Below are 26616 nucleotides of genomic sequence, written 5' to 3'. Positions count from 1 at the left end.
CAAAAATCTCGTATTATATTTTAATTACAGCCATTGCAAAACAAACTAAAAAAGATGTAATGCCCTGTAACATTACATCTTCCAAGAGTTTATGATCCCATTCTGAAAAACTCTTTCACTCGTTGAAACATTCCTTTTTCATCCTCGAGTGATTGTAATGGAACGGATTCTCCTAATATTCTTCTTGCAATATTTCGGTAAGCGATCGATGCTTTTGAATTCGGTGTTAAAGCTACCGGCTCGCCTTTATTCGAAGCTTTAATGACTTCTTCATCATCAATGACGATACCGATAAGATCAATGGAAAGAAGTTGTACGATATCATCAACATCAATCATATCACCACTTTTCATCATATGATTGCGAATTCGATTAATTACTAAACGCGGTGATTCCATCATTTCTTCCTTTTCTAGTAAACCAATAATTCTATCTGCATCTCTTACACTAGCTTTTTCCGGAGTAGTAACAACAATTGCTCGATCCGCTCCAGCAACAGCATTTTGGTATCCTTGTTCAATTCCGGCAGGACAATCTATAATAATATAATCATATTCCTGTTTTAATTCCGTAATTATTTCTTTCATACCCTCTGAAGTTACCGCCGTCTTATCACTTGTTTGTGCTGCTGGAAGTAGAGAAAGGAATTCAAAACGTTTATCGCGAATGAGTGCTTGTTTTAATTTACAACGTCCTTCAATTACGTCAACAATATCGTAAATGATTCGATTTTCAAGCCCCATTATGACATCTAAATTTCTGAGCCCAATATCTGTATCTATTAAACATACTTTTTTCTCCATTAATGCAAGTGCAGTACCAATATTGGCTGACGTCGTTGTTTTACCAACTCCACCTTTACCAGAAGTAATTACGATTGCTTCACCCATTTTGTATTCTCCTTTCGAATCCATTTAGTTCTAGGCGCTTTCGTGCGAGTACTTGTAGTCGATCAATAATGATTTTATCTTGTTCTTCATCAATTAGACCACATTCCATATACACACCTTCAGATTCATAATCTGGAGCACGACTAATATAATTTGCTATCCGAAGTTGAGTGGGCTTCATATAGGATGCAATAATAAATGTATTATGGTCACCATTCACACCAGCATGGGCTATCCCATACAAATTACCCATAATATACACATTACCAGTTGCAATTACTTTGCCACCTGGATTCACATCACCAATTAATAATAGATCCCCAGTAATATTCAATACTTGTCCAGATCGAATAATTTGATTTACGATTTTTACCTCGCTATTTTCTTTCCAGCGCAATGCATCATCTTTAAGGACAACATCAGACTCGATAGCGTATATTTCAAAACGATTTTCGGTACTAATAATTTCTCTTAGTCGTTCTTCTTGTTCAGTTTTCAAATAACGATTTCCTAATTTGACAGTTACCGAAACAATCGGTTCATCAGGCTTAGGCTTGCTAGAATTTATTTTGTCATGAAGTTCCGTAATTGCTTCATTAAATGAACAAGCTTCATCAATAAAAAGTATTAGCCCTTCACGTGTCCCCTTAATCGTTACCAATTGTTTCTTATCAAGCAAAATAAAGTCACCTCATTACATCCTTAACGCATTTACAGCATTAGTTAAAGTCAATAATTAACTGCAACAATCTGAATGAATTTCTTCAATCCAATTGTTCATTTCCCCATCGTTGTACTCTTTTCGCAAACAGGGGATAGATAATAATCATAAATAAAAGATTAAGTAATACCGTCGGTAGCAAACGATTAAATAAATAATCTTGCCAAAACATATCAGTCATCCCAATGATTAAATAGATAATATAAATCATAATATCTGCTATGATAATACCCACTACACCTAATAATACCACGACAAAGAAATTACCGTGTAGCATTTTCTTTAAGTTTTGGATAATATAAATTGAAACTGTATAGGAGAACATATATACCCCTAAAACCCCAGCATATACAGCATCTAAAAGCAAACCAAAAATAAGTGCATATACTACCGCAAAATATGTATCATCTTTATCATACAATACCGCCACAAGCACTAAAAAACCTGCTACCCAATGTGGAGTAAATAATTGATTGCCCATCACAACGGTTGATGGCAAAAAGTCGATTGCAACTCCTTCAAGTATTAGCAGGAGAAATAGAAGGAGCGGGATATATAATCGTTTCATTACTCATCCCCCTCAGTTTCACTTTCTTCTACTCCCTCAATACTTCTGTCAAGCACTATCACTTGATTAACTTCATACATTTCTGCTGCCGGTTCCACTAGTGCTGTACGAGTTAAGCCATATTGATCGGAGACGACATCCTTAACCGTTCCAATTTGAAGCCCTGCTGGGAATACGCCACCCATACCAGATGAAACGACTAATTCGCCTTCTTCTATATCTGTATCAGATTCCTCAATAATCCTGAATAAAAGCGAGTTCGTTTCCTTATCAAATCCTTCAATCATTCCGTATATATTGCCACCTTCTTCACGCGAAATCATCGCGGATATCCGGTTATACTCATCAAACCCAGACAATAATTGCACTTTTGATGTAAATCCATTGGCTGTTTTAACTTTCCCAACCATGCCTTCAGCAGTGATTACTACCATATTCTGTTTAATCCCATGCTGCTCACCTTTATTAATTGTAACTTCATTGAGCCATTGCTCAGGAGAACGTGCAATAACCGTGGCTTGAATTGGATTATAGTCGCGAATAGTTTCTGTAATATTTAAATTGTTACGGAGCTGCTCATTTTCTTTTTTAAGCTCCTGCACTTGATACACTAGCCCCTTATGCTGTGCAATTTGTTCTCTTAATACCTGATTTTCTTCATACGTACTTTTGAAATCTTTAATATTTGCAACAATATCTGTTACAAAATTGACTGGGGTATGAATGACATTCTGTCCCCATCCAACAACATCGTTTAAAAATTTCTCAGCTGTATTTGGATTATCTCGATTATTTAACGAGTATCCAATTAGGATAACGAGGATAATAAATCCTATTAAAAATACAAATAATTTTTTGTTTCGTAAAAACGGCATAACAACACCCTCTTAAATTATGGAAGGATGAGAAGAAATGTTTGGATTGGAACGGAACTGTTGAATAAACTCTAATGATTTACCTGTTCCAGTCGCGACACTGTCTAACGGTTCCTCTGTAACAAATACAGGTATCCTCGTCTCATCACTGATAACTTTGTCTAAATTTTTTAATAATGCACCACCGCCAGATAACACAATTCCACGATCCATAATATCTGCTGCAAGTTCTGGTGGAGTTTTTTCTAATGTGCTTTTCACACCTTCTACGATTGCACTTACTGCATCATTGATGGAAGAAGCAATCTCAGATGCAGTTACGGTAACTGTTTTCGGCAAACCAGTTAATAAGTCACGACCACGGACTTCCATTTCAACATCCTCTGTAACCTCACCTGCACTGCCGATATCCATTTTAAGTGATTCTGCAGATCTTTCCCCAATCATGAGGCTATAGTTTTTGCGAACATATTGAATGATTGCTTCATCCATATCATCCCCGGCAATTCGGATCGACTGGCTGGTAACAATTCCGCCTAAAGAAATAACAGCAACCTCCGTCGTACCACCACCGATATCAACTATCATACTTCCAGTCGGCTCCCATACCGGTAAACCCGCCCCAATTGCAGCAGCAAAAGGCTCAGCAATTGGGAAGGCTTCCTTTGCACCTGCTTGCTTTGCTGCATCAATAACTGCACGTTCTTCTACCATTGTAATACCAGAAGGAACACAAATAATGACACTTGGTTTCCTAGCAAAAGAAGATCGTTTCCGCATTGCTTTCTTGATGTAATATTTCATCATCGATGCCGTTGTATCATAGTCTGCAATGACACCGTCCTTCATCGGTCTTATTACTTGAATATTCCCTGGTGTTCTTCCAATCATATTTCTTGCTGCACTTCCAACTGCTTCGATTTCCCCTGTTTGTGCATTTTTTGCGACGACTGAAGGCTCTCTTACGACGATCCCTTTTCCATTAACATATACAAGGGTATTCGCTGTCCCCAGGTCGATACCGATATCTTGTGACAAACTAAATCTAGTCAAAACAATCTCCCTCTCCAAATCACAATTCAAATCTTATATGTAGCTCTGCGATACAGATTAATTTTTACTCGTGCATATAAACATTAATTATGGCACTTACCGTTATCATTGTATATCGCCAGCTTGTTCCTATCAAGCTGAATAAGCGCCACTTTTTCTATAAGAAATTACGAAAATGGCGCTACATTACGAATCCATATTTAATTATACGAAATTATAACCAAAATTGATAGTATTAGTATTACAAGTATCCTTTTTCTTTTAATGACACAAATTTTTGATCCCCTATAATCAAGTGGTCTAATAAATCAATGCCAATTATTTTCCCTGATTCAACCAGTCTTCTTGTGACATGGATATCTTCTTGTGATGGGGAGGGATCCCCGCTTGATAGCAATAGGTAAGGCTTTGAGATAATCACCGCCTTTTCCCCTGCTCCGTACCGTGCATGCAACTTTCATCGCACACGGCACTCCATCGTTTGTCATCTTTCGTTATACTCAATCATTGTTATGTTGGGGATTTTTTTGAAGATGTTCTTGCTTTTCATATCGAGGTCTATTTCATTCTTATTATATAACGTAAAGTTAATTCTAGATGATTGAGCTGAACGAAATTGGACAAAACGACTTGAGGCTATAACTCGGTTTCCATTACAGAAACGTCCTTGCTCCTGCCTCTACTCTCACTGCCATAAAAGAAAGTTATTGATAAAACATTTCCTTTCTAACACTTCGTCCGAGTGTGTACTCTCCATGTTGGCAGCTTTCCACGTTCACTTAACTCTATCAGTTCTTAATTTAGGTGCTAGCTCTTGCCTGGTGTCCTCTCCACCGCTTTACCGGTGCGTGGAGCTTTCATAACCATCGTTTACTCGTCCACGGAACACACTTGATTATTAATCAAGTCCATTCATTTCTAAATGGTCCCACTTTCAGACATTTCCTTCGCTAGTTCGTCAGTGATTTTTGCACATTCTCACCATATTAAGTTTTTTTCGACTCCCGGCCTATCCGCTGCACCAACCACTTCAGATTGGCTTTCGGTTACTACATAGCACTACGACAACGTTCAGCCGACTTCACCGAGCTTCATACCAGGTTCTTATACACATCAAATCCAGCATGTCGGAGGATTAGAGTAGGCATTTTTAGAATGCTAGGTTGTCACTAAGTATTTAGCTGATGTGCTAGCTGCACTTTGACAGTAAAAAATTGCTTATGCGTACTTAACAACCAAGATATTATTCTATCATTCTACCTATCGAGTTAAGCGTTCACACTTCCCTTATATAAGGAAGCGTGCGTAACCTTTTCAGTTACGAACATGTCGCACGATGGTTATGGGCAACAATAATCGATGCTGCTGATCGTTTTACTGCCTCGCGGTACACTTCTCTAGGGTGTACAATCGATGCATTCAGACTACCGATAAAAATTGTTTGACGATGAACAATCTGGTTTTTAGTGTTGAGGAAGAGGACAACAAAATGCTCCTGCTTCAAGTGGCGCATTTCCTCCATGACATAACTCGCGCCATCGTCCGGAGAACGGATAATATACTTCTCATTTGGCTTGTACTGATTCATTCTCTTTCCAAGTTCTATTGCAGCTAAAATCAATACCCCCTTAGCTTCACCTATCCCTTTAATCGCAATCAACTCTTCAATCGTTGCTTCCTTCAACAATTTTAGACCTTCAAAATGCATTAAAATACGATTTGAGAGTGCCATAACAGGCTCTTCTCTCGTTCCACTACCAATTAATATTGCTAGAATCTCTTGGTTTGAAAGATGTTCCGAACCTAAACTTAACAATCTTTCCCGCGGTCGTTCCTCCTTGGGAACATCTTTAATTGTAATCATTGATAGCGACACTATTTTCTCCTCCTTTCATAAGATACAATCATATTACTTAGAGAAGAGCAGGAACACAAACTGCTAAATCCACATAATAAAGTAGTGAATCAGGTTGAAAAATCATTTATGTGCTAAGAGAAAAGTCAATTATCAATGATGAATCATTACCCAAAATAGAAAAACGGTAAAATTTAATAAGGCAACAAGCAAAAGATGAAAGCAGCGATTTATTTAGATGTTGTTATTGGCTTAATAACTGATCGTACTGGTTCATAAGTCGTAGTAAACTTAAGTTGGCTTCTGTTGATGTTAACTCATTTATTTTAGAGATTTCTGAAGTTATTGATCCTAGTATCTCAGAATCAGCAACAGTTTGTTCACTAGGTTCTGTAAATATGTTTTCCGGTAAAGTTGCTAGCGGATCACTTAGAACTGACAGTGCTGTCTGAAAATCCTCTGTAAATTGCTGAACGAACTGAAATTCTCCATCCGTAAGTTTAACCTCCCCTTCAGCTGTTGACCATTCCTTAACAAATATATCAAATTCAGTCGTAAGTCCGGTTGCAATTGTTTTGGCCTGTTCTTTTGTAGCAGCTACTCCTAAAAATAAAAAGTATTGATCATCCTTTTCCCAAACGATTGCTTCTAGACCAGCATCCGCAAATATGTTCATCCACTCATCAGCATTCGTTTTATTTGAAAACACGCCTGCTTGTAAAACAAATGCATTTAAAGATATAAGAGAATGTGCTTGTGTAGGGATAGCCTCCTGATTATCCCGTTGATTTATAGGTGTTGTTGCTAGACCTGGATCTGCCGCTTGATTGCCATCGACAATTACAAAAATTTGAAACATCACATAACTTAAAACCGAACCAATTATTATTGCAGAACCGATTGCTATAAGCAGTGTTCGAAGTGAGCGAAAACGCCCCGTTTTCTTTCCTTGTTGCATTTTCGGTTGCTTTAGACTCGCAAACGTTTGAACTTCTTCATCTACATTATCCTGTTCCGATTCTTGGACGGTTGCCGCTTGCTCTCCTTGGTAGAAATTAGTATCAGCCAATTTCCTGATGGACTGATGTTTTTGCTGATTGATAACTTTACCATTTTGTTTGATGATTACCTTTTTTTTCTTAGCCACGCTTTTCCCCCGCTTTGCTAGAGTAATTAATTCAACTCTAGCACAGGAGCTATAAGAAGTAAGACGAATGATGTCTAATGATTTAATAAATAATGTGACATATAGTATGTTATTTCGAGCAAACATTAGAGAGTCGTTATAGTCTCCTTATGGACTGGGCCACGTACGTGAGATCTCCAATCACAACATAGTATTTCATTAGGGCGAGTATTCGCAGTCCCAGTACGGTGCCTTTTTAGCGGAAATTCCTCTAAAAAAATAGCGGAAATTCATCATGAATTTCCGCTTCTTGTATTACCCTTTTAATTCCTTAAGTCTAGCTTTCACTTTGGCTTGTTTATCAAGATAATCTTGTTCTTTTCGTTTTTCTTCATCGACAACAGCTTGTGGTGCCTTGCTTACAAAGCCTTGGTTGCCTAGCTTCTTCTGAACACGTTCCACTTCTTTTGTCCATTTCTCTAATTCTTTTTCCAATCGTTCAATTTCTTTGTCAAAATCAATTAATCCTTCGAGTGGCAGGAATAACTCTGCACCTGTTACAACTGCTGACATCGCTTTTTCTGGTACAGCTAATTTCGTAGCAATTGTTAATTCACTAGGATTACAGAAGCGTTCCAAATACTCGCGCTCTTGCTCCAGTTCTTTCACTACTGCATCATCCTGTGCCTGAATTAGCAAGCTAATTTGTTTAGACATAGGTGTATCTACTTCTGCACGAATATTACGTACAGACTTAATAATTGCAACTAAACGTTTCATTTCTTTTGCTGCTGTATCATCATGGAATTCGCTTCGTACTTCCGGCCATTTTGCTACTGTTATCGAATCCCCATTGTGTGGTAATTGCTGCCAGATTTCTTCCGTAATGAATGGCATGTATGGATGTAACATACGCATTGTTTGATCCAGTACATGTGCGAGTACGGAGCGAGTTGTTTTCTTCTTCGCTTCATCATCGCCATATAACGGCAATTTCGCCATTTCGATATACCAATCACATAACTCATCCCAAATAAAGTTGTATAGATGACGACCAGCTTCACCGAATTCATATTTATCGGTATTTTTCGTTACATGTTCAATCGTTTCATTCAGTCTAGTCAAAATCCATTTATCTGCAAGTGACAATTCACCGGTTAAATCAATATCCTCATACGTAAATCCTTCCATGTTCATTAGAGAGAAACGGGAAGCATTCCACACTTTGTTAGCAAAATTCCATGTTGACTCTACTTTTTCCCAATAGAAACGTAAATCCTGCCCTGGAGTTGATCCAGTAAGTAAGAAGTAACGGAGTGAATCTGCACCATATTTATCAATGACATCCATTGGATCGACACCATTTCCAAGCGATTTACTCATTTTTCGTCCTTGTTCATCACGAATCAACCCATGAATTAAAACATCCTTGAACGGTCGTTCTCCTGTAAATTCCTTCGATTGGAAAATCATCCGAGCAACCCAGAAGAAGATAATGTCATACCCAGTTACAAGTACATCGGTTGGGAAGTATCGTTTGAAATCTTCTGCGTCCGTATCAGGCCAACCCATCGTTGAGAATGGCCATAATGCTGATGAGAACCATGTATCTAGTACATCCTCATCCTGCTTCCAGTTTTCGATATCCTGTGGTGCTTCCTTCCCTACATATACTTCGCCAGTTTCTTTATGATACCAAGCTGGGATACGATGCCCCCACCATAACTGACGAGAAATACACCAATCGCGGATATTTTCCATCCAGCCTAAATACGTATTTTCAAAACGCTCGGGAACAAAGTTTACTTTGTTCTCGCTCTTTTGTAATTCAATTACTTCATCTGCAAGTGGCTGCATTTTTACAAACCATTGCGTTGATAAATATGGTTCCACTACTGCACCACTTCGTTCAGAATGACCAACTTGATGAATTCGTTCCTCAATATTAAAAAGGACACTCATTTCTTGAAGATCTTTTACGATTTGTTTTCGGCACTCAAAACGATCAAGTCCTTGATATTTACCTGCATTTTCATTCATTGACCCATCTTCATTCATCACTAGGATTCGTTCTAAATTATGACGATTTCCTACTTCAAAGTCGTTTGGATCATGTGCTGGTGTAATTTTAACAGCTCCTGAACCTAATTCCATATCAACGTATTCATCGGCAACAATTGGAATTTCTCGACCAACGATTGGTAAAATTACGGTTTTACCGATTAGATGCTGGTAACGCTCATCTTTCGGATGGACAGCAACCGCCGTATCACCGAGCATTGTTTCTGGACGTGTTGTTGCGATTTCAATAGTTTCTTCACTATCCTTAATTGGATAGTTCATATGGTAAAACTTACCGTGAACCTCTTCATAGATTACTTCTATATCAGATAATGCAGTTTGAGTTTGTGGATCCCAGTTAATAATGTACTCTCCGCGATAGATAAGCCCTTTTTCATAAAGCTTTACAAATACTTCCTTAACCGCTTCTGATAATCCTTCATCAAGTGTGAAACGTTCACGTGAGTAATCGAGCCCTAATCCCATCTTTTCCCATTGGGAGCGAATGAAATCGGCATATTCTTCCTTCCATTCCCATGCTGTATCAAGGAATTTCTCACGCCCTAAATCATAACGGTTCGTGCCTTGTTCTTTTAATTTTGCTTCAACTTTTGCTTGTGTAGCAATACCTGCATGATCCATTCCAGGTAACCATAGAACATCGTACCCTTGCATTCGTTTCATCCGGGAAATGGTATCCTGCATCGTCGTATCCCATGCATGGCCTAGATGCAGTTTTCCTGTCACATTTGGCGGTGGAATAACAATGGAATACGGCTCTTTATCTGGTTCCCCCGTAGCTTCAAAATATTTACCTTCTAACCAAAATTGATAACGACCTTTTTCAACTTCCTGTGGATTATATTTTGATGGAAGTGATGTTTTTTCTTGCTCACTCATTTTTTGACCTCCTAATAGTAGAAAACTTAACTGTCACCAGCATTTAGATAAAAGCCTCAGCCGCACCTTCGCAGTGAAAAACTTTTACTGTTATAAAACTTGGTGTTCACCAAGCTTTTCGGCGATAACCTTAGTTGCAATTATGCAGTAAGAAATATTTTATACTTTCATAACTGCCAAAGTAAACTAAAAAAAACCTTTTCATCCTTAAAATAAAGGACGAAAAGGGTTAGCTTCCGTGGTACCACCTTTGTTTATAAACCAATTAATAGTTCATACACTTATTAGCTAATAACGGCAGACTCCCGGCATCTCCTACTGTGACTTCAAAGATGCTGCATCAAGGGCGACCTTCCAAAATAAACTATCCTGGGAAATTCTCAGCAAACATTTCCCTCTCTTTAGGTATTTATCTTGTACTCTTCCCTATCCTCGCATTTACGTATAAACTTGAAGGTAATTTACTTTCATTTTATAGCTTCAATTAATAAACGTCAACTATTATAATAGCTATTGCACAATTCAAGGCTATGTATACATATTATATTGTAAAAGAATTAACTGTGCAGCCATTTAGCTGCTTGCAGACCAAAAGAGGCCTCACTTATTACTGGAAATGATGCATGAACTATACTTGAACAATCTTACGGAAACTGTAAAGGGAAATTCTTCATATATCTTTATCAATTCAGAAGGGAGGATAAGAAATGGGGCGCTACTACCGATACAAACTTCCACCTTGGGCAAGACGGTGTATTTTTATATTAGAAAGCATTACTTTACCAATCTTGATTTTCCAATTAGTTCGTACGATATTTTTCGTTACTACCTTTGATTTAATCTTACTAGGATTATTAGTCTGCTTACTGATTGCATTTTATTTAGAGTGGTTTTAACTTTACAAAATCCTTGGTTGTCACCAAGCCTTTCGGTGACAGCCCTAGTTGCAATTATGAAGGGATAAAGTCATAATAATTTCTTAACTACCAAGGTCCTCAAAACTGATTGTTTCAAACTCTTTTTCAATGTAAGCTGACCATTTCAAACCAAATATTAGTTTTCTATATTCCTTTTGCAGAGATTGAACCTGATGGATCATCGAATATTTTGTTGTTTTTTGAAAATAGTTACTAACAAGATTAGTATAATTTGTTGGATCTAATAAATATATATTAAGCAATTGATGCTCTGGCTTACTCAAACGATAAATGTCATTGTACGTCGGAAATAATTCGATTAACTTTTCAGTGGGGCCATCAAAGTTACTAGCCTCATAATGAAAAAAGCTGACCAAATCATTCACCGCGTTCTCATAATTCGCCCGTTCCCAATTAATAATAAAAGAGCCAGGTAGATGGGAATGATTTAAACTGCGATGGCATAATGATGTATTCCATAGAAATTCGGCATCATCTGAATCAATAAATTGATCAATCCGCTTATTCGATTCATTTAAAGCATACTCCAGGTCACGATATTGTGTGCAAACCTGAAGCTCAAATGGTGCCATATATCTGCTTTTTTCAAATTCGATTACTATGTCCAGCAAATCCTTCTTCACCTGCTCGCAATATGATTGATAGCTCGTAAAACTCTTTTTAAGATTTCCCGTTGAGATGGACTGGGTTCTTTTCGTTTTTTCGTGAATAGTAGCAAGATTTATTAGTACATTATCCAGCCATGGCTTGGTCATTGCTTGATTCGACTCATCGATCCAAGGAGATAAATAATAATAGATTTCATTTAATTCCATAAATAAATTTCCATCAACTGTTAAATAAACCGGTACAATCGCAGTTAAGTGTAATATGTTTGCTTGCTTATAAACATATTCCCATTGTGATATTGTTTGGACGGTTAAGGAACTCTTCTTTAATGCATAAGTATGCTTACCATCATTTACTCGATATAATTGAGCTGTTACTTCTTGAATTTCTTCGGGATAAATACCATATGCGTGCAGAACCCTCTTGACCGTATCCATTTTTCCACCACCAATTTTAAATAGATTCTACCCCTTGATCGAATTTCAAGGGGTAGCTGCAATTTACAATTTGAGTCTGCTGTTTGACTGAAGGTACTTTATTGAATGCTCTGCTTTTGTTCGTTATTTTTTCTCTGCCGGGATATATAATAATTGACCTTCTGACACATCAAAATCATCTTCCAATTGATTTTGCTTAATTAGTTGGATTGCACTAACATGGAATCGTTCTGCGATAGTTTCAATTGTGTCTTCTTTTTGTACAATACAAAGTCGCATTTTAATAAATTTATTCTCTTCAGAGTTACGAAAAACATCCGATAGATAACTTACATCCTCTACTTCCCTATCTACATAATTATCTTCTTCAATTTGCTCTTCATGCCAATCATTATCGGTATCATCTATTTCCTCTTCTATTTCTTCTTCTATATCTTCAATATCTTCCTGTTCCACATCACCCATCTTTCCGAAAAAGTCAGCAAAAGATTGTGATTTTATTTTCACTCTCCCAACATCATCTTCATCTACTTTTAGTGATTCGGATAAAATAGGGGAATGTTCCTGATTTCCTGCTTCCAGTTCTTGTTTTTCCTTGTTTTCAATTTGAATCGTGCCTTCTGTTTCTCGATATAATTGAACTACAGCCTCTCCCTCTGCCTCTTCCATCTTCGGTTCTTGTCTTTCCTTGTTCTCAATTTGAGTCGTGCTTTCCGTTTCTCGATCTAATTGAACTGCAGCCTCTCCCTCTGCCTCTTCCATCTCCGGTTCTTGTTTTTCTTTGTTCTCAATTTGAGACATATCTTCTGTTTCTCGCTCTAATTGAGCCGTATCAGCTTTATCTGCTGCTTCAAGATTTTGCCTTTTCTTAATTTCAAATTGAAACGTGTCTTCCAATTCTCGCTCTATTCGTTCTTCATCAGCCTCGTCTGAATCCACCTCGTCTTCAAATAACTGAGGATGATCGACCTCGCGATTGATACCATGGATCGCAATTGTGGAATAAAGCTTCAACTGGCTTTCCTCGGGAATTTCATAATCAAACGCTTCAATACTAACTGTCACATCATTAAAATCATTAACACGATAAGTTGGCACGGAAATTTCAATTGGAAAACGATGTGTAAATTCTGATATTTCATCATCAACATTTATCACTTTTTCTATATATCGTTTCACATGTAAATTATCAAAGTTTAGCCATGATTCTCCTGGCTCTTCCTCCTCCGAAACAATCCTAACATAGTCCCCGCTTAGTTCAATTACCCCTTTTATCGAAATATATTCAGAATAGGCTTCAATCGAAATTTCAGGATCTAAAGAGATTCCTCTAAGCTCTGCAACTTCCTGCCCTTTTTCAAAAAACAAGGACTCATTTAATTCAAAAGTAAATACTGATGAATCAGTAGTCAACTGATTTCCTCCTTTCCGGCATACAGCTTGCTAATATGCTCGATATGTCTTAATTATCTATATGAAGGATATTTTTGAGATATGCTTAGAAACTGAGGTTTCTCCTAGTCTTTAAGTGAAAACTGAGGTTTTATATTAGTTAGGTTCATTACGGGGGACTATCGTACTTTATATAAACTGCAAACTGGCTTAGGATGATATTTGCTTCCTTGGCCGTCGCTCCAGAAATACACTACGCGCACCTTAGACGAGCTGGTGAGCCTTCTTCCCGCAGGACAAGGAAGGCTTCGGCAGCGTTACATCGCAATTAGACAAATTGCTCTTTATTTTCGAGGAGTCTTTGTGTATTTCTTCTGCTGAAAATAGAGTAGAATCTAAAAACAAATGAATGGCAAACCCACAAACTATCTACGTTGATTATTGCAACGTACTTGAAACTCATATGTAATTTACAGCGACTACATTGATTCTAAGATACAATCGTAACTTATTCGTAGTTTTATAACTACACAGCTATCTTCCAATATTATCTTGAATATTTTCTAATACCAAAAGAGCTATTCCTAATATGGAATAGCTCTCTAATTTTTTGATTATTTTTCAATTTTGCTGAATGCCGATCGTACTGCTTGGATTGTTTTTTCGATATCTTCGTCGGTATGTGCAGTGGATAGAAATAGGCCTTCAAACTGTGAAGGTGGTAGGAAAATACCTTCTTCAATCATTGCACGATAGTATTGTGAGAAATAGTCAAGGTTTGAAGATTTTGCTGTTTCAAAATTGATAACTTTTTCATTTGTAAAGAATACACCAACCATTGAGCCTGCTCTATTTACATGCAGTTGTATATCAAAATCGGCTGCTGCCTGCTTGTAGCCAGCTACTAATTTATCTACTTTTTGATTGATTGCTTCATATGCATCTTCATCTAGAGCTGCTAATGTTTCATACCCGGCAGTCATTGCTAGCGGATTTCCTGATAATGTCCCTGCTTGATAGATTGTCCCTGCAGGAGCAATGTTTTCCATAATTTCACGTTTCCCACCGAATGCGCCTACTGGAAGTCCCCCACCGATGACTTTTCCTAAACAAGTTAAATCTGGTGTCACATCATAGTAACCTTGCGCAGAATAATAACCAACACGGAAGCCTGTCATTACTTCATCAAAAATAAGTAATGTTCCATGTTCTTCGGTAATTTTCCGTACTTCCTGTAAGAAGTTATCTTGTGGTGGAATGACACCCATATTTCCACAAACAGGCTCGGCAATGACGGCAGCAATCTCCTTGCCATATTTTTCAAATGCTACGCGAAGGCTTTCTGGATCATTATATGGGACCGTAATGGTGTTTTGGGCAATTGCTTTAGGAACACCTGGGCTATCAGGTAAACCTAGTGTAGCAATTCCAGAACCTGCTTTAATTAATAAGGAATCACCATGACCATGATAGCTTCCTTCGAATTTTAAAATAATATCTCTTCCTGTATATCCTCTCGCTAAGCGAATCGCACTCATTGTTGCTTCTGTTCCCGAGTTAACCATTCTTACCATTTCAATTGATGGGACACGGTCAATTACTAATTTCGCAAGTTTATTTTCCTGTAAAGTACCTGCACCAAAGCTTGTCCCTTTTTCGACAGTTTCTTTCAGTTTTGTAACGACATGTTCATTTGCATGACCTAAAATAAGTGGTCCCCAGCTAAGCACATAATCAATATATTCGTTGCCATCAATATCTTTTATTTTAGAACCCTTCCCAGATTCCATGAAAATCGGCGACATGCCGACTGATTTAAATGCTCGTACTGGTGAATTAACCCCGCCTGGCATTAGATCAATCGCTTCTTTATAAGCATCTATTGAATGATTAAATTGTTTCATTCTTACCCACCTCTTATCCTATTGTTCTTCCTTCAACCACTTTGCAACATCCTTCGCAAAATAAGTTAAAATAATATCTGCCCCTGCACGCTTCATAGATGTCAGCATTTCCATTACAATTGATTGTTCATCAATCCAATCATTTTGTGCTGCTGCTTTTACCATAGAGTATTCTCCACTTACATTATAAGCAACTACGGGAACATTACAATTATTTCGTACATCACGGACTACATCAAGATAAGATAGAGCAGGTTTCACCATGATAAAATCTGCACCCTCTTCTATATCAGATTCAGCTTCTCGAAGTGCTTCTAACCGATTTGCAGGGTCCATTTGGTACGTCTTGCGATTACCAAATTGTGGTGCACTATCAGCTGCATCACGGAAAGGACCATAAAATGCAGAAGAATATTTAACCGCATAGGACATGATTGGAATATTCGTAAATCCTGCTTCATCAAGAGCCGAACGAATATAAGCGACAAATCCATCCATCATATTGGATGGTGCAATAATATCTGCACCTGCTTTTGCTTGAGAAACTGCTGTTTTTGCTAACAACTCTAACGACTCATCATTCGCGACATCATGATTGTGAATCAAACCACAATGCCCATGTGATGTGTATTCACAAAGACAAGTATCAGCGACAATTAACATATCAGGGAATGTATCCTTGACTAATCTTGTTGCAGATTGGACAATCCCATCATCAATAAATGCACCTGTGCCGATTTCATCCTTTGCCGTAATAACTCCGAAGAACATGATTGCTTTAATGCCAAGATCATAAGCCTCACGAACTTCATCAAGCAACAGATCTAAAGATAATTGGTAAACTCCAGGCATAGAAGGGATTTCGTTTTTTACATTCTCCCCTTCAATCACAAACATTGGATATATAAAATCATCGACACGCAAATGGTTTTCCCGTACTAAAGATCGCATTGCACTGGAGGATCTTAATCGTCTATGTCGTTTAAATGCTATTTCTTTTGCCATTTTTATTACTCCTTTTCATTTCTGGTTAGAAAACTAAGGTTTAACCAAGTCTTTCGGTATCACACTTAGTTAATTCTTTTTTAAGTCCTAAGATAATTACTCATGGCTTCAATCATGCCATCAATTGTAAATTCTTCCGCTGTCAAAATATCGGTAAAACCAAGTTCAATTGCTCTTCTTTCTGTCGTTGTGCCAATACAAACGCATTTTTGTTGCACCTTTTCCTTAGCCATTTCATGATATGCTTCGATACATGATGGACTAGTGAAAGTAATAAAATCATAATCATCTTCTGTTAAAAGCTGATTCAATGCTTTTTTAATATCCTCATTAAAGACGGTTTCATATACTTCCATCCCAGCATATATTACGTCATTTTCAGAAAACGCTGTTGGCAGAATAGCCAATGAACGATTCCCCCGAACTAAAAGAATAGAATCAACCGTCCCTACAGCAGCTAAAAATTCACTTGCCATCGTCTCTGCATTATAGACTGTCGGAATAAAATCAGCGGTAAAACCGTATGTGTTTAACACATCCTCTGTTTTATGCCCAACAACTGCAAACTTTTTCGCATGCAGCTTCTCTAAATCCACTTCGTAGCGTGATGCTAATGTGAAAAAGGCAGACACACCGTTAGCACTTGTAAAGAAAATCCATTCAAATGTCGCTAGATTACGAAGTATATTTGCATTTTCAATGTGATCCTTAACAGAAATCTTCAACAGCGGCATTTCAATTGGTATCCCACCATGTTTTAAGATCTTTTCAGAAAATAATTTCGCTTGTCCCGCTTCTCTAGTGATAACGATTTTCTTATTTTGAAGGGATATTGCCATTATTGATCAAGCTCGGCTTTCACTTCTTCTACAATTTGTTTTGCCCCTTGGTCAATTAATTTCGTTGCAGCTAGTTTACCAATTGTTGCAGCATCAGTCCCACGGACAACCTCCTTCAAGATTGTCTTTCCATCTGGTGTTCCAACTAATGCGGTTAGGACAATTTCATCTTTTTCCAAATATGCATAACCACCAATTGGTACTTGACAACCACCTTCAAGTAAACGAAGGAAGGTTCTTTCTGCTGTAACTGTCTTCGTTGTCCATTCATCATTAATTTTTGCTAAAATTTCTCGGATTTCTATGTCATCTTCACGACATTCGATTGCCAATGCACCTTGTCCAACAGCTGGGACAACTAATTCAGGTTCAAGGTATTCCGTTATTAGTTCCTCACTTAATCCTACTCGCTTTAATCCAGATACTGCAAGAATAATTGCATCATAATCTTCTTCGTGCAACTTACGGATTCTTGTTTCGATATTGCCGCGAATCCATTTAATTGAAATATCTGGACGCTCTGCAAGTAACTGTGCCGCACGTCTCAAACTACTTGTGCCAATAATTGCGCCTGAAGGAAGGTCTTTTAATAAGCGATTCTCTTTCGCAATATAGGCATCCCGGTGATCTTCTCGAACTGGAATAGAGCTAATTACTAGTCCTTCTGGAAGCTCAGATGGCATATCCTTCATACTATGTACTGCAAAATCGATGGTTTTATCGTACATTGCTTGCTCAATTTCCTTAACAAATAAGCCTTTTCCACCAACTTTAGATAGGGTAACATCTAAAATTCTGTCCCCTTTTGTCACGATTTTCTTTACTTCAAAATCATTTTGTACGCCTGCTTGCTTTAATTGGTCGATAACCCAATTAGTTTGTGTTAAAGCCAAATTACTTTGTCTAGAACCAACGATTATTTTTCGCAATGTATTTCCTCCTAGAAATGAAAATTAGATAATGTGCTAAATAAAAAGAAGTTAATTATTAATACGAAGAAAGCAGATGTATTATAGAGTGATAAAAATTTCCCCTGATATCCTTTCACAACCCGTAATACAAGATAAAAAATGTAGACAACTAACACTAGTATAGAACCAATTGTTTTCATGTCAATCCAATAAAAGGTTGATGCTGATATATAGGCCCATACAACCCCTAGAATTATTGCAAGCAACAATAATGGTACAGCAATTGTTACGGTAATGAAGGCATATCGGTCCAATTGATTCAAATCACCAAAACGCCACATCCAGTTTAAACCTTTCTTCGCTTTTAAGAAACGATATTGAATTAAGTACATTAAAGAAAATAAAAACCCAATTGTAAAAAAACCATATGAAACAATTGCTAGCGTGATATGTGCCGCTAGTAATTCATCAGCAAATGGTCTCTCAGTAAACGCAGAATTTACAGGTCCAGTTGCTGAAAAGCTAAGCAGTAAAATAAAAAAACTAAAAACATGAATAAAAAACACAATAAAATTAACAGGGAATAATCGATTGATGATTAACGATAGTGTAATCAGTACCCACGAATAAAAGAATAAGCTATCAAGAAAGCTAGTAATTGGAAAGCTGTGAGCAATGAACAATTGATAAATTAAAAAAAGGCTTTGTATAGCCCAAACGATACCAATCAACCAGAAAGCGATTTTATTTGCTCTCTGGTTGTCATGAATAAAATCTATAAAATAACCGATGACACTCAATGCATAGATAATAAGTATGATTTCATAAAACTCTCTAGTTTCTACCATATATTATTCCTTCCTTAAGTAGTTTGGATGTTTTCAACTTGAGGAAAGGCAATCTTCTTTTCTGATGTTAAAGATAATATTGACTGGTTATTACTTGACTGTTTTTCAAAATTTGATTTTACTTCATCTTTAATTCCAAATATATCAACAAATAATTGTAAGGAAGCTGCCGCATTCTCTTTTCCTGCTAATTCTTTTGCTTGGGTAATTGGTTCTTTAAGTAATTGATTGATTATACTTTTCGTATGTTTGTTAAGAACCTTTCTCTCTCTTGTTGTAAGATCAGGCATTTTCCGTTCAATGCTCCGCATCGTTTCTTCCTGAATAGATTGTGCTTTCTCGCGCAATGCAGCAATCACTGGGACAACTCCTAATGTTTTTAACCATTCTTTAAATGTAACGATTTCTTCTTCAACCATTAGTTCAATTTGTGTTGCAGCAGTCCTTCTTGCTTCCAAATTAGTATCAACTATATGCTGCAGGTCATCAATATCATACAAGAAAACATTGTCCATTTCGCTGATCGCTGGATCAATATCTCTTGGAACAGCAATATCAACAAGGAATAATGGTCTTCCTTTTCTTTCCTTCTGGATAGACAGGAGCATTTCTTTTCTCAGTACGAGTGAATCTGACCCAGTTGAACTAATCAATATATCTGTAGTAGTCAGAATCTCTAGTAATTGTTCAAACGACGCTGCCTTTGCAGCAAATTTCTCGGCTAGTTCCTCCGCCTTCTGTAAAGTTCGATTAACGACGGTGATATCCGTTGCACCAGATCCATGCAAATTCTTCGCAGAGAGCTCACCCATTTTCCCTGCACCAAGAATGGCAACATGTTTGTTCTTAAGGTCACCAAAGATCTTCTTCGCTAGTTCAACTGCCGCGTAGCTAATCGATACGGCTTGTTCACCAATAGCCGTTTCACTATGGGCGCGTTTGCCAAATGTAATTGCTTGTTTAAATAGCTCATTGAAAACGGTACCAGTAGCTTTCGCCTGTTGAGATGTTAAAAATGCTTGTCTTACTTGTCCAAGAATTTGGGTTTCACCAAGAACCATCGAGTCGAGTCCTGTTGATACCCTGAAAAGATGCTCCATTGCACCATCATCCTCAGTGATTCGCAAATAAGCAGAAAACTCCTCTTTATCAAGGTTAAACCATTCTGCTAAGAAGTTTTTAATATAATATCTTCCGGTATGAAGTTGATCAACGACTGCATAGACTTCCGTACGATTACATGTTGATACTATAACGTTCTCCAAAATACTTTTTTGGTTTTTTAATTCAATCATTGCATCCATAAGAGAAGATTCCTGAAAAGTAAGCTTCTCCCTAATTTCTACAGGAGCTGTTTTGTAGTTAAATCCAACTTTAAGAATATGCAATTTCCTACCCCCATATAATGTAAAACATCTTTCGAACTTATTTATAATAATTATTATTTAATATCTTATAGTAAAATGTAATTCCTTTATATTATACCATGTAATTCGATAAAATATGACTTAAAATGTGAACAAGATTTGAAACAACATGATAAGATAGAACGTATAGTATATGATACGTTTGTACTTTATCATACAACAAATGGTTAAGCAAGAAATGCAGTCTAGATGTAAAAAAGTCTCAGCTTGTTTGCAATTAAATATTTGTAAATTTTATTTTGAGCTAATTCCTATTTTTAGTTTATATTTATATATTAAGTGTGAATTATTTTCAATGATGATTTTTGTTAAGGACACTCCAACACTCTAGTGCGACTGCCACTTGGGAATACATTCAATTTATCATATGACAGGCCAGAAAAACGCTAGCAAGCGCTCAATTCCTGCGGGAGGAAAGGCCTAGTTGAGTCTTCGAAGGGCGACAGTACAAGAAGGCTCACCAGCCCCCCAGCGGAAAGCGTAGTGTATTTTCGGAGCGACTGGCCTGCAAACCCATTTTCATCACTATTCATAAGTACATTTTGAAACAGCATTAATTTACTAGTAAAGGAATGATTTTTTTGAAAAAGCAAAATGCATTACTCGCGTACATTCTAATTGGGATTGGGATATTTTTTCTACTGAGACAATTAAAAATACCAATATTAACGGATTTTTATTCGTGGCAGACGTTTTTAATTGTGATCGGGCTTGCATTATTAATCCACGGCTATTCAGCTAAGCATTACCAAAATCTATTCAGTGGGACGATCGTCCTTGGTGTTGGTATTCATTTGCATGGACTAGCACATTATTCATTCTGGATCGATCATTGGGCCGTTTACGTACTTATTGTCGGTATTGCCTTTATTATTCAATATTCGAAGACGAAGAATGGGTTATTTCCTGGAGTGCTACTAATTTTGCTTAGTTTATTGCTGATTTTCTCGAACAGGCTTGCAATTAATCTCACATGGCTTAACGACATCATTCATTTTATTGAACGATTTTGGCCGATAATCCTCATTATTATTGGGTTCTATCTATTACAAAAGAAAAAGTAAATTGAAAAAATTAGACGCATTATGTATTAAAATTGTTTTTATTTCAAAATTGCCAGCCAAAAAACAGCTAGCTGCAATAGGAAATTTCCTTTTGCAACTAACTGTTTTTTGTACTAGGCTTATTAATTGAATAACCAGTAATGTTAAATATACTTGCTCAAAATGCCCCACGCTTCTTCTTTTCCCTCGCCAGTTTCTGATGAGAATGGTAAGACAATGTCATCTGCTTCAACGTTTAATGTTTCCTTTGTGCGTTTAATGAAGCTTGCACGTTTGCTCTTAGGGATTTTATCGAGTTTCGTTGCAACAACGACAACAGGTAGTTCATGATACTTTAGGAATTCGTACATTTGGATATCGTCTTTCGTTGGTTCATGTCTGATGTCGGTAATTAATAGTACAACTTGGAGTGTTTCTCTTGATTGAAAATACTCCTCCATCATCCCTCCCCATTTTTCACGTTCAGACTTTGAAACCTTAGCATAACCATATCCAGGCACATCTACAAAATAAAACCGTTCATTGATTTTATAAAAATTCAGTGTTTGTGTTTTCCCTGGTTTTGATGATGTTCGCGCCAGTGCCTTACGATTAATTAATTTATTAATAAACGAAGACTTCCCAACATTCGAACGACCAGCTAAGGCGATTTCCGGTAACTGATCACCGGGATATTGTTTTTTACTTACTGCACTAATGACAATTTCTGCATTTGTTACTTTCATGTTTACTCCCCCACTAACGCATGTTTCAGCACTTCATCAAGATGACTTACTGGAATATACGTTATTTCGTTTCGAACACTTTCTGGAATATTTTCGAGGTCTTTCTCATTATCCTTAGGAATGATTAAAGTTGTTAAACCTGCTCGATGTGCACCTAGAGATTTTTCCTTCAAACCGCCAATTGGTAAAACACGGCCGCGTAGCGTAATTTCTCCTGTCATTCCGACCTCTTTCTTTACAGCTCTCCCTGTTAATGCGGAGACTAGTGCCGTTGCCATTGTGATTCCAGCAGAAGGTCCATCTTTCGGTGTTGCTCCCTCAGGCACATGGATATGAATATCGTATTTTTCATAAAAATTAGGTTCAATGTTCAGCTCCTCTGCACGAGAACGGATATAACTAAACGCGGCTTGTGCAGACTCCTGCATTACGTCGCCTAATTTCCCTGTTAAGGTAAGTTTACCCTTTCCAGGATAATGTGACACTTCAATTGATAGAATATCACCACCAACACTTGTGTAGGCAAGTCCTGTTGCTGTTCCAACCTGGTCCTCCTTTTCCATTAAACCATAATGGAAAACGGGTTTGCCAAGTATTTCTTCTAAGCTCTTCTCTGTTACAACTACACGCTTCTTCTCGTCTGAAATAATGATCTTTGCCGTTTTTCTGCAAAGTTTTGCTAATTGACGTTCTAATCCCCGTACTCCAGCTTCTCTTGTATACGTCCGAATTAACTTCAGTAAACTCGCATCTCGTACTTGCAGTTCGGTCTTCTTTAAGCCATTTTCCTTCAGCTGCTTCGGCAGAAGATGCTCTTTTGCAATATGCATTTTTTCGATTTCAGTGTACCCTGCAAGCGATATTAATTCCATGCGATCAAGTAATGGCCCGGGAATACTGTTCACATTATTTGCTGTTGCAATAAATAATACATTTGATAGATCATACGTTTCTTCGATAAAATGATCACTGAATGTACTATTTTGTTCCGGATCTAAGACCTCAAGCATAGCGGAAGATGGATCACCACGGAAATCATTCGACATTTTATCGATTTCATCAAGTAAAAATACTGGATTAATCGTGCCTGCCTTTTTCATTCCTTGCATAATACGACCAGGCATTGCACCGATATAGGTCCTGCGATGTCCTCTAATTTCGGCCTCATCACGAACACCACCAAGAGATATTCGTACGAAATTACGATTTACCGCACGAGCGATTGATTTCGCGAGTGATGTTTTCCCTACACCAGGTGGTCCAACAAGGCAAAGTATTGGACCTTTAATCGTGTTTGTAAGTTTTTGAACTGCAAGGTATTCCAGTATTCGTTCCTTTACTTTATCCAACCCATAATGGTCCTCATTTAATACTTTTTCAGCATAATTAATTTTAATTGTGTCCTGTGACTTGTTTGTCCACGGCAATAAGAGCAGCCAGTCTAAATAATTACGAATGACTGAGCTTTCTGCAGAGCTCTGAGGGACTTTCTCATATCGCCCTAGTTCTTTTAACGCAACCTCCATAATATTCTCTGGCATATCGGATTGCTCAATCTGCTCTCTTAGCTGATCGACTTCAGTTGATTTACCATCTCTTTCTCCAAGCTCTTTCTGAATTGCTTTTAACTGTTCACGCAAATAAAATTCCTTTTGTGTTTTTTCCATTGACGTACGGACGCGTAACCCAATTTTCTTTTCTAAATCCAATACCTTTTTTTCGTTGGATAGAAGCTGCAACAGATGCTGCATACGTTCTTTTACATTTTGCTTTTCGAGTAATTCCTGTTTATCTGGAATCTTTAAAGATAAGTGAGATGCAATGATATCTGCAAGTCTTCCCGGTTCTTCTATATCAGATACAGTTGCAATTGTTTCCTTTGTGATTTTTCTTGACACTTTTATGTATTGTTCAAATTGAGCAAGGAGCGAACGCATTAGCGCTTCTTCCTCTGCCGCATCACCATGTGCATCTTCTAATTGGGCAATTTCAGCTACAAATAGATCCTCTGTATCAGTATATTGAATAATTTCCGCACGATATAAGCCTTCCACAAGAACACGTAATGTACCATTTGGTAATTTTAGCATCTGTTTTACCATCGCAACAGTTCCCACACGATAAATATCGTTTGGTTCTGGCTCATCTAAGCTCACTTTTTTCTGTGCAGCTAAAACAATGGTTTGATCACCCATCATCGCTTGTTCTAATGCAGCAATTGATTTATCTCTTCCTACATCTAGATGTAATACCATTGAAGGAAATACAAGCAATCCGCGTAATGGAAGGAGGGGAATTTGATTATTGTCTTTCGTCATAGTATGTAAACCTCCATTTATCTATTTTGCAGATAAGAAGGATGTAAATCTTTCTTACTGCATATGTACAATTAAATTCTCACCAATTAACTCGGAGAACCAATTTTTTATAGTAAAAATATATTACGTAATAATCACGACGTATAAACACACCCCTAACGAAATACTGGCAAAACAAAACTCAATGCCTTGCGAGAAATATCTTTAGTAATGCCAGAGCTAGTCGAGTAACTATACTTTAAAATCTATGTGATTAAAGTCTATAGAAAACTTCGATATTTGTAAATCTTAATCGTTCAAAATCATATATTTTCGTTCATATGAGTTAGTATTTACCCATTTTGTAAAAGTAAACAGTGAAAAGAGACTAACATGAACCGAGCTCCTATGAATATAAGAGCTCGAATACTAAGTCAGTCTCTAATCTTTAACTATATAAAAGATCGCTTGTACTACAGTTCGCAATTATGCTTTATTAGGCACTCTCTTTAGGATGCTTAGCATTTCCAGCTTGAATTGTTCCATCTCTAAATACAAGTGTAGGACTGCCATCTTCTTCAGTTACTGTTTCTTTTGTAATAATACATTTTTCAATGTCATCTCGTGATGGTAATTCAAACATTACTTCGAGCATGATTCCTTCAATAATTGATCGCAGGCCACGAGCACCTGTCTTCCGCTCAATTGCCTTCTTCGCAATTTCAGAAAGGGAGTCATCTTCGAATTCAAGTTCGACATTATCCATTTCAAATAACTTCTGATATTGTTTTACCAATGCATTTTTAGGTTGTGTAAGAATTTGGATTAACGCATCTTCATCCAATGGCATTAAACTGCCGATGATTGGAATTCTCCCAATGAACTCAGGAATCAGACCATAGCGTAATAAGTCTTCAGGAAGTACTTTTGAAAGTAATTCGTCCATACCAAGTTCTTCTTGCTCATTTGATCCAAAACCAATTACTTTCTTACCTAAACGACGTTTGATTACTTGGTCGATTCCATCAAATGCTCCACCAACAATAAATAAAATGTTGGTCGTATCGATTTGAATGAATTCCTGATGTGGATGTTTACGTCCACCTTGAGGAGGCACACTCGCTACCGTTCCTTCAAGAATTTTTAAGAGTGCTTGTTGTACTCCTTCACCCGAAACATCACGTGTAATGGATGGGTTCTCTGATTTACGTGCAACCTTATCGATTTCATCGATATAAATAATTCCCTTTTCCGCTTTCTCTACATCATAGTCTGCTGCTTGTATTAATTTCAACAGAATATTTTCAACATCTTCCCCAACATATCCTGCCTCAGTTAAAGAAGTTGCATCTGCCATTGCAAATGGAACATTAATGATTCGAGCTAATGTTTGTGCTAGCAAGGTTTTCCCACTACCAGTTGGTCCGATCATTGCAATATTACTCTTAGAAAGCTCTACATCGTCTGTTGTCTTTGGTGAATTAATTCGTTTATAGTGATTATAAACTGCAACAGATAAGCTTTTCTTCGCCTGTTCTTGACCAATAACATAATCATCAAGAATATCACAAATTTCCTTAGGCTTAGGAATTTCCTTTAATTCCATTTCCTCTTCTGTACCTAGTTCTTCTTCCACAATTTCCGTGCAGAGTTCTATACATTCATCACATATATATACACCAGGTCCGGCAACTAGTTTACGAACTTGATCTTGGCTCTTTCCACAAAATGAACATTTCAATTGTCCTTTTTCTTCATTAAATTTAAACATTATATTTCCACCCCTACGAAACCTATTATTAATTCTAGGTTCCAACTTTTATAGTCATCATATCAGAACAAAAATAAAAAACAAAATGAAAAACATTGGATCCATGTATTTTAAACCATATCCAGCGCCAAACGACTAACTGGCCAACATTCTGTAGATTTGAGTTTCCTTTATCTACGAAGGTATGTTAAGCAAATTAGTCACTTTGTGTGGCAACATTGAACTACCGTACATCGCTAACTTAAGCGCTTCTGCTTTCATTGATAGCTTTTATATTCTGATTTGTTTACATTCTTCTTTCCATTATCGATAAAATACGCAGAAAGTCAAATCATATTACTTATACTATATGTTGATTTTATTAATTAAGTCTAGTTTAAACTAATTATTATAATGTTTA

At 37.1% G+C, this 26616-nt stretch carries 21 protein-coding genes, 1 pseudogene and 1 other annotated feature; of the genes and pseudogenes, 2 read left to right on the top strand and 20 right to left on the bottom strand.

Features of this window, described 5'->3' with window-relative positions:
• Positions 1 to 89: 89 nt before the first annotated feature.
• The 9 genes and pseudogenes from minD to CWR45_RS01960 all read right to left on the bottom strand — a co-directional run bounded on the left by minD (position 90) and on the right by CWR45_RS01960 (position 10049).
• Positions 90 to 890, bottom strand: coding sequence for a septum site-determining protein MinD (gene minD, locus CWR45_RS02000; RefSeq protein ID WP_115748124.1), 801 nt, complete (start codon positions 888 to 890; stop codon positions 90 to 92).
• On the bottom strand, positions 883 to 1569 hold the full coding sequence (gene minC, locus CWR45_RS01995) for a septum site-determining protein MinC (RefSeq protein WP_115748123.1): 687 nt from the start codon (positions 1567 to 1569) through the stop codon (positions 883 to 885). The genes minD and minC overlap by 8 nt, the downstream gene beginning before the upstream one ends.
• 85 nt (positions 1570 to 1654) lie before the next feature.
• Positions 1655 to 2179, bottom strand: a complete 525-nt coding sequence (gene mreD, locus CWR45_RS01990; protein WP_115748122.1) for a rod shape-determining protein MreD — start codon at positions 2177 to 2179, stop codon at positions 1655 to 1657.
• Positions 2179 to 3054, bottom strand: a complete 876-nt coding sequence (gene mreC / locus CWR45_RS01985) for a rod shape-determining protein MreC (protein WP_115748121.1) — start codon at positions 3052 to 3054, stop codon at positions 2179 to 2181. Before mreC ends, mreD begins: the two co-directional genes overlap by 1 nt.
• A gap of 12 nt (positions 3055 to 3066) precedes the next feature.
• Positions 3067 to 4107: a rod shape-determining protein gene (locus CWR45_RS01980; RefSeq protein WP_115748120.1), complete on the bottom strand. Its 1041-nt coding sequence runs from the start codon at positions 4105 to 4107 to the stop codon at positions 3067 to 3069.
• A gap of 241 nt (positions 4108 to 4348) precedes the next feature.
• Positions 4349 to 4495, bottom strand: a pseudogene (locus CWR45_RS01975) (JAB domain-containing protein); the annotation flags it as partial.
• Between the two features lie 930 nt (positions 4496 to 5425).
• A complete protein-coding gene (gene radC / locus CWR45_RS01970) occupies positions 5426 to 5971 on the bottom strand; it encodes a RadC family protein (protein ID WP_147294820.1) in 546 nt (181 codons plus the stop codon).
• A 235-nt stretch (positions 5972 to 6206) separates the two neighbouring features.
• Positions 6207 to 7109, bottom strand: coding sequence for an SPOR domain-containing protein (locus CWR45_RS01965; RefSeq protein WP_115748117.1), 903 nt, complete (start codon positions 7107 to 7109; stop codon positions 6207 to 6209).
• Positions 7110 to 7403: 294 nt separating this feature from the next.
• The gene (locus tag CWR45_RS01960) at positions 7404 to 10049 is read right to left on the bottom strand and encodes a valine--tRNA ligase (RefSeq protein WP_115748116.1); all 2646 of its coding nucleotides are present in this window, start codon (positions 10047 to 10049) and stop codon (positions 7404 to 7406) included.
• A gap of 212 nt (positions 10050 to 10261) precedes the next feature.
• Positions 10262 to 10491, bottom strand: a binding site (T-box leader).
• Between the two features lie 265 nt (positions 10492 to 10756).
• Between CWR45_RS01960 and CWR45_RS01955 the strand changes: the two genes are divergently transcribed.
• Positions 10757 to 10945, top strand: coding sequence for a hypothetical protein (locus CWR45_RS01955; RefSeq protein WP_115748115.1), 189 nt, complete (start codon positions 10757 to 10759; stop codon positions 10943 to 10945).
• Between the two features lie 83 nt (positions 10946 to 11028).
• On the opposite strand, the gene CWR45_RS01950 is transcribed toward CWR45_RS01955, so the two are convergent.
• The 8 genes from CWR45_RS01950 to hemA all read right to left on the bottom strand — a co-directional run bounded on the left by CWR45_RS01950 (position 11029) and on the right by hemA (position 20320).
• Positions 11029 to 12033 (bottom strand): protein kinase family protein, encoded by a 1005-nt coding sequence (locus tag CWR45_RS01950; protein ID WP_115748114.1) that lies wholly within the window; start codon positions 12031 to 12033, stop codon positions 11029 to 11031.
• Positions 12034 to 12156: 123 nt separating this feature from the next.
• Entirely contained in the window at positions 12157 to 13446 is a 1290-nt protein-coding gene (spoVID, locus tag CWR45_RS01945) for a stage VI sporulation protein D (protein WP_115748113.1), read from the bottom strand.
• A gap of 593 nt (positions 13447 to 14039) precedes the next feature.
• Positions 14040 to 15329: a glutamate-1-semialdehyde 2,1-aminomutase gene (hemL, locus tag CWR45_RS01940; protein WP_115748112.1), complete on the bottom strand. Its 1290-nt coding sequence runs from the start codon at positions 15327 to 15329 to the stop codon at positions 14040 to 14042.
• An 18-nt stretch (positions 15330 to 15347) separates the two neighbouring features.
• Positions 15348 to 16334, bottom strand: a complete 987-nt coding sequence (hemB, locus tag CWR45_RS01935) for a porphobilinogen synthase (RefSeq protein ID WP_115748111.1) — start codon at positions 16332 to 16334, stop codon at positions 15348 to 15350.
• A gap of 80 nt (positions 16335 to 16414) precedes the next feature.
• Entirely contained in the window at positions 16415 to 17173 is a 759-nt protein-coding gene (locus CWR45_RS01930; RefSeq protein ID WP_115748110.1) for a uroporphyrinogen-III synthase, read from the bottom strand.
• Complete coding sequence (hemC, locus tag CWR45_RS01925; RefSeq protein WP_115748109.1) at positions 17173 to 18102, bottom strand: hydroxymethylbilane synthase; 930 nt, start codon at positions 18100 to 18102, stop codon at positions 17173 to 17175. The genes CWR45_RS01930 and hemC overlap by 1 nt, the downstream gene beginning before the upstream one ends.
• A gap of 11 nt (positions 18103 to 18113) precedes the next feature.
• Positions 18114 to 18932 (bottom strand): cytochrome C assembly family protein, encoded by an 819-nt coding sequence (locus CWR45_RS01920; protein WP_115748108.1) that lies wholly within the window; start codon positions 18930 to 18932, stop codon positions 18114 to 18116.
• A 14-nt stretch (positions 18933 to 18946) separates the two neighbouring features.
• The gene (hemA, locus tag CWR45_RS01915; protein WP_115748107.1) at positions 18947 to 20320 is read right to left on the bottom strand and encodes a glutamyl-tRNA reductase; all 1374 of its coding nucleotides are present in this window, start codon (positions 20318 to 20320) and stop codon (positions 18947 to 18949) included.
• Between the two features lie 611 nt (positions 20321 to 20931).
• On the opposite strand from hemA, the gene CWR45_RS01910 reads away from it, so the two are divergent.
• Positions 20932 to 21423, top strand: coding sequence for a LiaI-LiaF-like domain-containing protein (locus tag CWR45_RS01910; protein WP_342770078.1), 492 nt, complete (start codon positions 20932 to 20934; stop codon positions 21421 to 21423).
• Positions 21424 to 21566: 143 nt separating this feature from the next.
• Here CWR45_RS01910 and yihA read toward each other — a convergent pair whose 3' ends face one another.
• The 3 genes from yihA to clpX all read right to left on the bottom strand — a co-directional run bounded on the left by yihA (position 21567) and on the right by clpX (position 26216).
• Positions 21567 to 22148 carry a ribosome biogenesis GTP-binding protein YihA/YsxC gene (gene yihA / locus CWR45_RS01905; RefSeq protein WP_115748105.1) on the bottom strand — a complete coding sequence of 194 codons (582 nt, stop codon included), beginning with the start codon at positions 22146 to 22148 and terminating at the stop codon, positions 21567 to 21569.
• A gap of 2 nt (positions 22149 to 22150) precedes the next feature.
• A complete protein-coding gene (gene lon / locus CWR45_RS01900; protein WP_115748104.1) occupies positions 22151 to 24466 on the bottom strand; it encodes an endopeptidase La in 2316 nt (771 codons plus the stop codon).
• A gap of 475 nt (positions 24467 to 24941) precedes the next feature.
• Positions 24942 to 26216 (bottom strand): ATP-dependent protease ATP-binding subunit ClpX, encoded by a 1275-nt coding sequence (clpX, locus tag CWR45_RS01895; protein ID WP_115748103.1) that lies wholly within the window; start codon positions 26214 to 26216, stop codon positions 24942 to 24944.
• Between the last annotated feature and the right edge of the window lie 400 nt (positions 26217 to 26616).

The organism is Oceanobacillus chungangensis, from assembly GCF_003369565.1.
GTDB classification, from domain to species: Bacteria; Bacillota; Bacilli; order Bacillales; family Amphibacillaceae; genus Oceanobacillus; species Oceanobacillus chungangensis.
Note: the sequence above shows the minus strand (reverse complement) of the source record. Positions and strands in the feature narration are given on the sequence as shown.